This is a genomic window from Caldithrix sp., from assembly GCF_056497305.1.
Genome location: NZ_JBSMDE010000208.1, coordinates 1 through 7,110, shown reverse-complemented (window position 1 = coordinate 7,110; position 7,110 = coordinate 1). Strand labels below are relative to the sequence as shown.

Genomic DNA, 7,110 nt, shown 5'->3' with positions numbered 1-7,110 from the left:
CGGTTAGTTCGCTTATCAATTAAGATAAGGCCCCATTTCCCTTTATAAGTCTTTTCGATATTCCCTTTACCAAACGTACAGCCCGTCATAACCTGTACGCCGTCGGCAAAACAGGTAGCGCAATGATGGATGATCTCAGATCTCCAAAATGGCGTGTAAAAAATTATTGCCTGTACGCTGTACACCGAGTTTGTTTATTGCTGTTTCAGCTAAATGTAATCCGTTGGGCAAAGCCTTTGATTTGACTTAACCATTTGTTCCAACATCATTGATTTAAAAATAATTGTAGTTGCATAACGAACTGAAAACTTTTGATTTGATGATCACGTATTTGAAAATAGTGATCAAAGGCTAATTTAATTTTGTATTCATGGATCAGATAATTAAAGCCAATCCGATAGTATGGATTATCAGCGGTTTGCTCAATTAGATCTTTATAATATTCATAAGAAAAAACTAATTGAATCTGTTCAAAGTTTACGGAAGAAAGGAAATAATAGCCATAAGCTCTTTGTCCTTTAAAGTTGGCATTTAAATATTCTGCTTGTAGATTGAATTTTTCCCCTTTAAACATGAAAAATAAATTTTGTCTCACATCTTTTCCAGAATATAATATAGAGTCGGCCAAAATATCCCGCATAGGAAGGTTTTCCGCAGATCGATATTGCAAAGAAAAGCCCAATTTGATTTCATTTTTTTGAAAAGGAAAATTCAATACGTTTTTATTTGAAATCATAACTCCTTTATTATTAAAACGATATTCCTTAATACCATAACCATTAAAAAGTCCAAGATGCGTTTCGAATAATCCAGTGGATGAAGTAAAATTGATCTGTACCCCGATGTCTCTCACGCCCAGGGTCCCATCGGGGATGAGCGTATTGACAACTCTTGCCCGTTCGATCGGAGGTATCTGATAATCGTGCTGAAAGCGTTGCAAACTATATTGTGGGACAAACTGTCCCAGATCAAATGAAATTTGTCCTGTTTTGTAACCGATTTTAACATCCTGTAAAAAGAACTTTTCCTGGGAATAACTTGAAAAGGTGGCTTGTATTTTATATGACCAATGGGCAGAAAAGGCAGGTTTTGATTTAATCCACAGTTTTAACCTTCTTAGCGCAAATCCTGCATAATCATCAAAATTGCTCATGCCCCGTATTTGGATATATCCGTTGAACTCAAAATGGTCGGTTATTTTTTTCTCTTTTGCTGATAATGGGGCCCACAAGAAAAAAATGAAAAAAATTACCAGCAATTGTTTCATTTGCTTACCTTTAATATTTTTCCTGGTTTTAACACTTTTGCCAGATCTTCGTTAGAAGCTTCCAGCCATTTTACCTGGTAACCTTTTGAAAAAAGATAGATATAGGCCCACGCCGATCGCGTGCCGGACGAACAAAAACAGGCAATTAACTTATCTTTCGGTAATTCATTCAGTCTGTCGGGTAGTTCATGAATGGGAATGTTTTTGGTTTCAATTCCAAAAAGTTCAAAATTAAAAGTGAGCGTTTTAACCTCGTTCCGGTCGCGCACGTCAAGGAAAACCATCGGAGCGCTTTCAAAAAACTTTTCCACGGTAATCTTGTGTTTTCCCATTCCACAAAATTCCAGATCCATAGTTCTCAATGCTTTTTCCATTGTTGTTTCCTCCTTTAAATAATTTTGAAGATGAGCTTAATTGCCATAATGAATAGAATAATGGCAATAATTTTTTTTACTGTAATCGCATTCAATTTATTATGCATAAATATTGTGCCTAACGTAGCGCCACTCATCCCGGCCAGGGAAGCAACAATTAATATATGCCAGTTAACGCTTCCGATGGCCCAGTATGTCAAAAACCCGGAAAATGAAGAAAACGGTACCACAAAAGCAGTGATAGCGGCAATTTTTTTAGGATTAAATCCGATCATCAACATAAGAGGCGAAATGATTCCTCCGCCGCCAACTCCGAGCAAGCCGGAGAGAGTTCCCGCGAAAATTCCGATAAAAATTAATTTCATATAAGGAATTTGTGTAATATATTTTTCCTGTTCTTTTTTCTTGTGAAAAAGAAACATGAAACTGGAGAAAAGTAAGAAGGCAATGAACAGGATAAGTATGATCTTGTCCGGGAAAAATTTTGAAACATAAGCTCCAACAATGGCAAACAAGAATGAAGAAATAATAATAGGTATTCCTATTTTAAAATCTAATCGCTTGTTTTTTATGTTATTGATACTGGCGCTGCTTAAACTGACCGTATTGTAAAATAGGCCCACAGGTTTTGCAATATTAAGCGGGATGCCAAGGGAGACAAGGATCGGAATCAATATGATGGCAGCTCCCACGCCACCGAGCGCAAAAACAAAAGCAGCAATGAACGATATGACAAAAATCAAGAAATCCATACACACTCCATGTTGCTATAGTCTATCGCAAATAGACGATTAATTCAGATAAAAAATTTTATTTAAAAAATTCCTCAAACAAATATTTTGCCCTGGCCCATTTCTCTTGATTGATGCAATATTTTATTTTAGGCGGATCTATTTCGCCCTGAATCAGCCCTGCCTCTTTTAATTCTTTAAGATGCTGGGAAATTGTTGATTGGGCAAGGGGCAAAATTTCCACCAGGTCACCGGTAAAACAACAAGACTTTTTATCCAGATATTGTAAGATCAAAAGTCTTGTAGGATGACCAAGGGCTTTGGCAAAACGCGCCAATTCTTTTATATCTCCACTATATTCAATCTGTTGTACTTTTCTATCCATATGTCAAATATAATGAAGTTTATCGTTTATCGCAATATTACGATTAATTTTTTATTTTATGGTTCCAGTTCTACCTGGAGCAATCTTATTGGATATTGGTAGTCAACATTAGTCGGCGAAAATAAAAAAATTTTGATCGTTTTTAACTGGCGGATGAATAACGCGAAAAGGCTAAAAAAGAGACGAAAGCAAGATCCATAACCCCATACCACAAAAAATAACGGCCATCCATGTATTTAAAGTTCTTTTTTCCATTTTAATCGAAATTCGTGAACCAATTTGTGCGCCTATCAGCACTACGATGCCAAACCAGAAGAGATGAAACCAGTCTATGCTATAATGAATTCCGTGTCCAATCAGACCAAATAGGCCTGTTAAACCAACCATGAGTGAAGAGGTAGCCACGGCAATTTTTTGAGGAACCCCAAATACAATAACCATCAATGGAATTTTTAGTAAACCACCAGCCACACCCAGGGCGCCAGAAAGATAGCCGATTAAAAACGTGCTTGGGATGACAATCAATAGATTTACGGAATATTCTTCGTTGAGCCCTTTACTTTTCCATTCTCCCCAGGGCAGATGAAGGCGCCAGGGTTTCCGGTTTTGAGATTTAATAATCATAATTATGGACGAAAGAATTAAAAATGCGGATAAGGCGCCTTTCAAAACAGCCGGAGAAAATCCTCTTGCGGTAAATCCGCCAATAAAAGCGCCGATATCGGTAAATACATCCATGGCAATGGCCAGTTTCCAGTCAACCAGACCTGCCTTCCAGAATCTTGATACTGCAGAAAAGCCGGTAATCGTAATAAGAAAAAGACTGATGATAGAAGCGTCATAAAAAGGATAGCCAAGCCCCAATAGTAAGGGGACATAAAAGGCGCCTCCGCCCAGCCCAATACTGCTAAGAACAATAGCTAAAAAAAAGAAAACAATTAAGCTTAAAAATGTCATGAATCCTTCTTATCGGTCAATTACGCTCTTTTATTAGTTCAATTAAAAAATTTTAGATGTGCAAAATAGCACAGATTTCTTTTACCTAAGCATGATCATCACATTTAGTCCATATCTAAAACTTTTACTTGCTGACTTCCCAGCGAGTGCAGGCAGTTTCAAAGTAGAGGCAATGAAATTTGATAGCCTGCTTCTTTTTATATAATTACTATGTCAGCAAATCCGCAACCAAAGCTTTTAATAAACCGCAAAGGGCGCAAAGCAGTCGCAAAGAACGCGCCACTACTTAACAACATAATAAGAAACGCGTCACGCGTTACTTATCACGTGTTACGCGTTCACGAAAATTTTCGCATCCCGCTATGGCGGGATAGATCTTTTAAAGGAAGTATTCTAAACTCTTAAGTGAATTTTTTAAGAAGAAAGCGGCCTTTTCCTGGCTGTTATCTATCAGCGATTCTTTCAAACTCACGGTTCCTTTTTAATTTTTGATATTTTCAGTTTCACAAGCTATGGCAATTTTTTTGTCTTTTTGAGCAAAAGAAAAACGCTTTTTGAAATATAGAGCCGCATTTACCAGGCTAATTAATACAGGTACTTCAACCAGGGGGCCTATTACCGTTGCAAAGGCAGTGGCCGAATTTACGCCAAATACGGAGACGGCCACCGCAATAGCCAGTTCAAAATCGTTGCTGCTGGCAGTAAAAGCTGCGGTTGTAGATTGTTCGTAAGAAGCATCCATGCGTTTGGCCGCAAAAAAAGTAATAAAAAACATGATGGCAAAATAAATGGTGTATGGAATGGCCACGCGCACCACATCGATAGGTAAATCGACAATTTTTTCACCTTTCAATGAGAACATGACAAAAATAGTAAAAAGCAAAGCGATCGGTGTAAGATAAGAAACTTTGGGGATGAACTTTTTATAATACCACGTATCCCCTTTCATTTTGCGCAAAACCATATTCGATGTCAAGCCCACCAGAAAAGGAATGCCAAGGTAAATCAAAACGGTTAGCGCAATTTCATAGATGGACACCTGGACGATGGTGCCCTTTAAACCAAAAATTGGAGGTAGAAGAGTAATGAAAAAATAAGCGTAGATGGAATAGAAAAAAACCTGAAAAAGTGCGTTGAAAGCAACCAGGCCGGCGGCCAGTTCAGAATCGCCATCCGCTAAATCATTCCATACCAGAACCATAGCAATACAACGGGCCAGCCCCACTAAAATAACGCCGATCATTAAGTCGGGCGTATCTGATAAAAATAAAATAGCTAAAAGAAACATGACGAAAGGCCCTACAATCCAATTTTGAATCAGTGACAGGGCCAGAAAACGTAAATTCTTGAATACAGAAGGCAGTTTTTCATATCGCACTTTAGCCAGGGGAGGATACATCATTAAAACGAGACCTATTGCCAGTGGAATATTGGTGGTGCCTGCTTTGAATTGATCCCAAAAATTTGCCATGCCGGGAACCAGGTGCCCGATCAGCACTCCCAAAAACATGGTGGCAAAGATCCACAAGGTTAAAAAACGATCAAAAAAGGAAAGACGCATGGAAACTGACGACATTTTCTCCTCCATCATTATATTAGAAATCTCCAAAAATTAATCCCGCAACCATAGAAAAGGCACAAATTAAAACGATGTAGGTCAGTGCCTTTTTTTTGCCCATTAACTGGAATAACACCATAATACTTGGAATGCTCAGTGAATTGCCGGTTAAAAATAAAGTTAGGGCAGGACCGCGAGCCATGCCCATTTTCATCAGCGTCTCGATGATCGGAATTTCGGTTAATGTGGCAAAGTACATTAAAGCGCCGGAAACAGAAGCCACTGCATTACCGGCCAGAGTGTTCTGTCCGACAGCCAGTTGAATCCATTGGTCCGGAACCAGCACATCAATCATCCCTGCGGCAAATATTCCGACGAACAGGTAGGGCAAAATCTTTTTAGTCAAATCCCAGGTTTCGACTATCCATGCCGCATTGTCTTCTTGGCGAAGCTTAAAGAAAACAAGCCAGAACAGTAGGAGTAAAAAGAGGCCAGCCACGAGCCATTTTATCAGCATGGGAATGTGCAGGCCCAGTACAATTAATACGCCAAACTGCAGGAATAAAAAGAAGAAAATCGTCCAGTTGCTGTACGGCTTTTCTTCATCCATACCCATTAAAAAATTTTGAGCGCTGCGCTCGTCGTGTTCTTTGAAAATCAGGCCCATCAACAGCCCTACTATAATGGCAATAATAATCGAGGCGATTAAGCGTCCAAAGGCAAAATCCCAGCCCACCGCATTACCGGTTAAAAAAATAGCTGTAACATTGATGGCCGGTCCCGTGAACAGAAAGGCCACGGCCGGTCCTATGCCTGCGCCGCGCTTGTAAATGCCCGCAAAGAGCGGTAAAATGGTGCAGGAGCAAACAGCCAGAATGCCGCCGGAAATAGAGGCAATGGGATAGGCAATGTATTTTTTAGCCTTTGGGCCTAATAATTGCAGAATACTGTCTTTTTTAACAAAAACGGCAATCGCCCCGGCAATAAAAAAGGCCGGAACCAGGCAGGTGAGCACATGGCGTCTGGCGTAGTCGTGAAGTAGAGTGAGGCCGGCCGTAAGCGCTTTAATCACTTTGCCGCTTTCCAGAGGCATAAAATAAAAAAAACTGAAGGCGACTAAAAGATAAAAGAATTTTTGCCACTCTTCGTTCCACCACGCTTTAATCTTGAATAACCGTTCCATTTTCTTTTTCCGTCTTAATTTTTATGGTTTTCAGTCAAATGGCTGCTTTAACCGCAAAGAGCGTAAAAAAACGGCAAAGTAGGCCATGTGCTTGACAGCGTAAAAAGTAACGTGTAACGAGTTACGTGTTACTTGTTACGCATTCACGAAACTTTTCGCATCCCGCCATGGCGGGATAGAAGTTTTGAAGGAAGTATTCTAAACTGCTAAACTTGTACACTCTTACACTCTTATACTCTTATACTCTTATACTCTTATACTCTTAACTCATTCACAAGCTGGCCCTCATCCCGCCAGGCGGGAATTCGGAATGACCGTTCGTTGTGCATTTTATCAGTTTAAACCATGATCTGCCTGATTTTAAGATTAACATGAATTGAATTTTCTGCTTTCACAATTTAGCCTGAAAATTGAGAATTAACTTTCGCTGGGGCATGGAATCCAGGCAATCCTTTAATCTAATTAATCCTGGTTCAAAAACCACCACTAAACCTAACACTTACGCAATTCAACGAGGATGCTCTTTTTGAATCCAATTTTTTAAGGTGGAAAGCGTGGGCAGTTTGCCCTGCAAAACAAGCTGGCCGTCAAAAGCCAGACCTGGCGTGCGCATGACGCCGGCCACGGCCATGGCGTTTAAATCTTCTATTTTTTC

9 protein-coding genes are annotated in these 7,110 nt (G+C 39.6%); all 9 read right to left on the bottom strand.

All coding sequences use genetic code 11. From position 1 onward, the window contains the following. Positions 1-185: FmdE family protein (locus ACWB0I_RS17225; RefSeq protein WP_479389325.1), on the bottom strand; the 185-nt coding region annotated here is incomplete at its 3' end. Between the two features lie 80 nt (positions 186-265). Then, positions 266-1,267: a porin gene (locus tag ACWB0I_RS17220; RefSeq protein ID WP_479389324.1), complete on the bottom strand. Its 1,002-nt coding sequence runs from the start codon at positions 1,265-1,267 to the stop codon at positions 266-268. Then, positions 1,264-1,641 carry a rhodanese-like domain-containing protein gene (locus tag ACWB0I_RS17215; RefSeq protein WP_479389323.1) on the bottom strand — a complete coding sequence of 126 codons (378 nt, stop codon included), beginning with the start codon at positions 1,639-1,641 and terminating at the stop codon, positions 1,264-1,266. Before ACWB0I_RS17215 ends, ACWB0I_RS17220 begins: the two co-directional genes overlap by 4 nt. A 14-nt stretch (positions 1,642-1,655) precedes the next feature. Continuing rightward, positions 1,656-2,393 (bottom strand): sulfite exporter TauE/SafE family protein, encoded by a 738-nt coding sequence (locus tag ACWB0I_RS17210; RefSeq protein ID WP_479389322.1) that lies wholly within the window; start codon positions 2,391-2,393, stop codon positions 1,656-1,658. A gap of 58 nt (positions 2,394-2,451) precedes the next feature. Continuing rightward, entirely contained in the window at positions 2,452-2,757 is a 306-nt protein-coding gene (locus ACWB0I_RS17205; RefSeq protein WP_479389321.1) for an ArsR/SmtB family transcription factor, read from the bottom strand. 171 nt (positions 2,758-2,928) lie between these two features. After that, positions 2,929-3,714 (bottom strand): sulfite exporter TauE/SafE family protein, encoded by a 786-nt coding sequence (locus tag ACWB0I_RS17200; RefSeq protein ID WP_479389320.1) that lies wholly within the window; start codon positions 3,712-3,714, stop codon positions 2,929-2,931. Positions 3,715-4,195: 481 nt separating this feature from the next. Then, positions 4,196-5,290, bottom strand: coding sequence for an ACR3 family arsenite efflux transporter (gene arsB, locus ACWB0I_RS17195; RefSeq protein ID WP_479389319.1), 1,095 nt, complete (start codon positions 5,288-5,290; stop codon positions 4,196-4,198). A gap of 19 nt (positions 5,291-5,309) precedes the next feature. After that, positions 5,310-6,455, bottom strand: coding sequence for a permease (locus ACWB0I_RS17190; RefSeq protein WP_479389318.1), 1,146 nt, complete (start codon positions 6,453-6,455; stop codon positions 5,310-5,312). Between the two features lie 508 nt (positions 6,456-6,963). Beyond that, on the bottom strand, positions 6,964-7,104 hold the full coding sequence (locus ACWB0I_RS17185) for a thioredoxin family protein (RefSeq protein WP_479389326.1): 141 nt from the start codon (positions 7,102-7,104) through the stop codon (positions 6,964-6,966). Between the last annotated feature and the right edge of the window lie 6 nt (positions 7,105-7,110).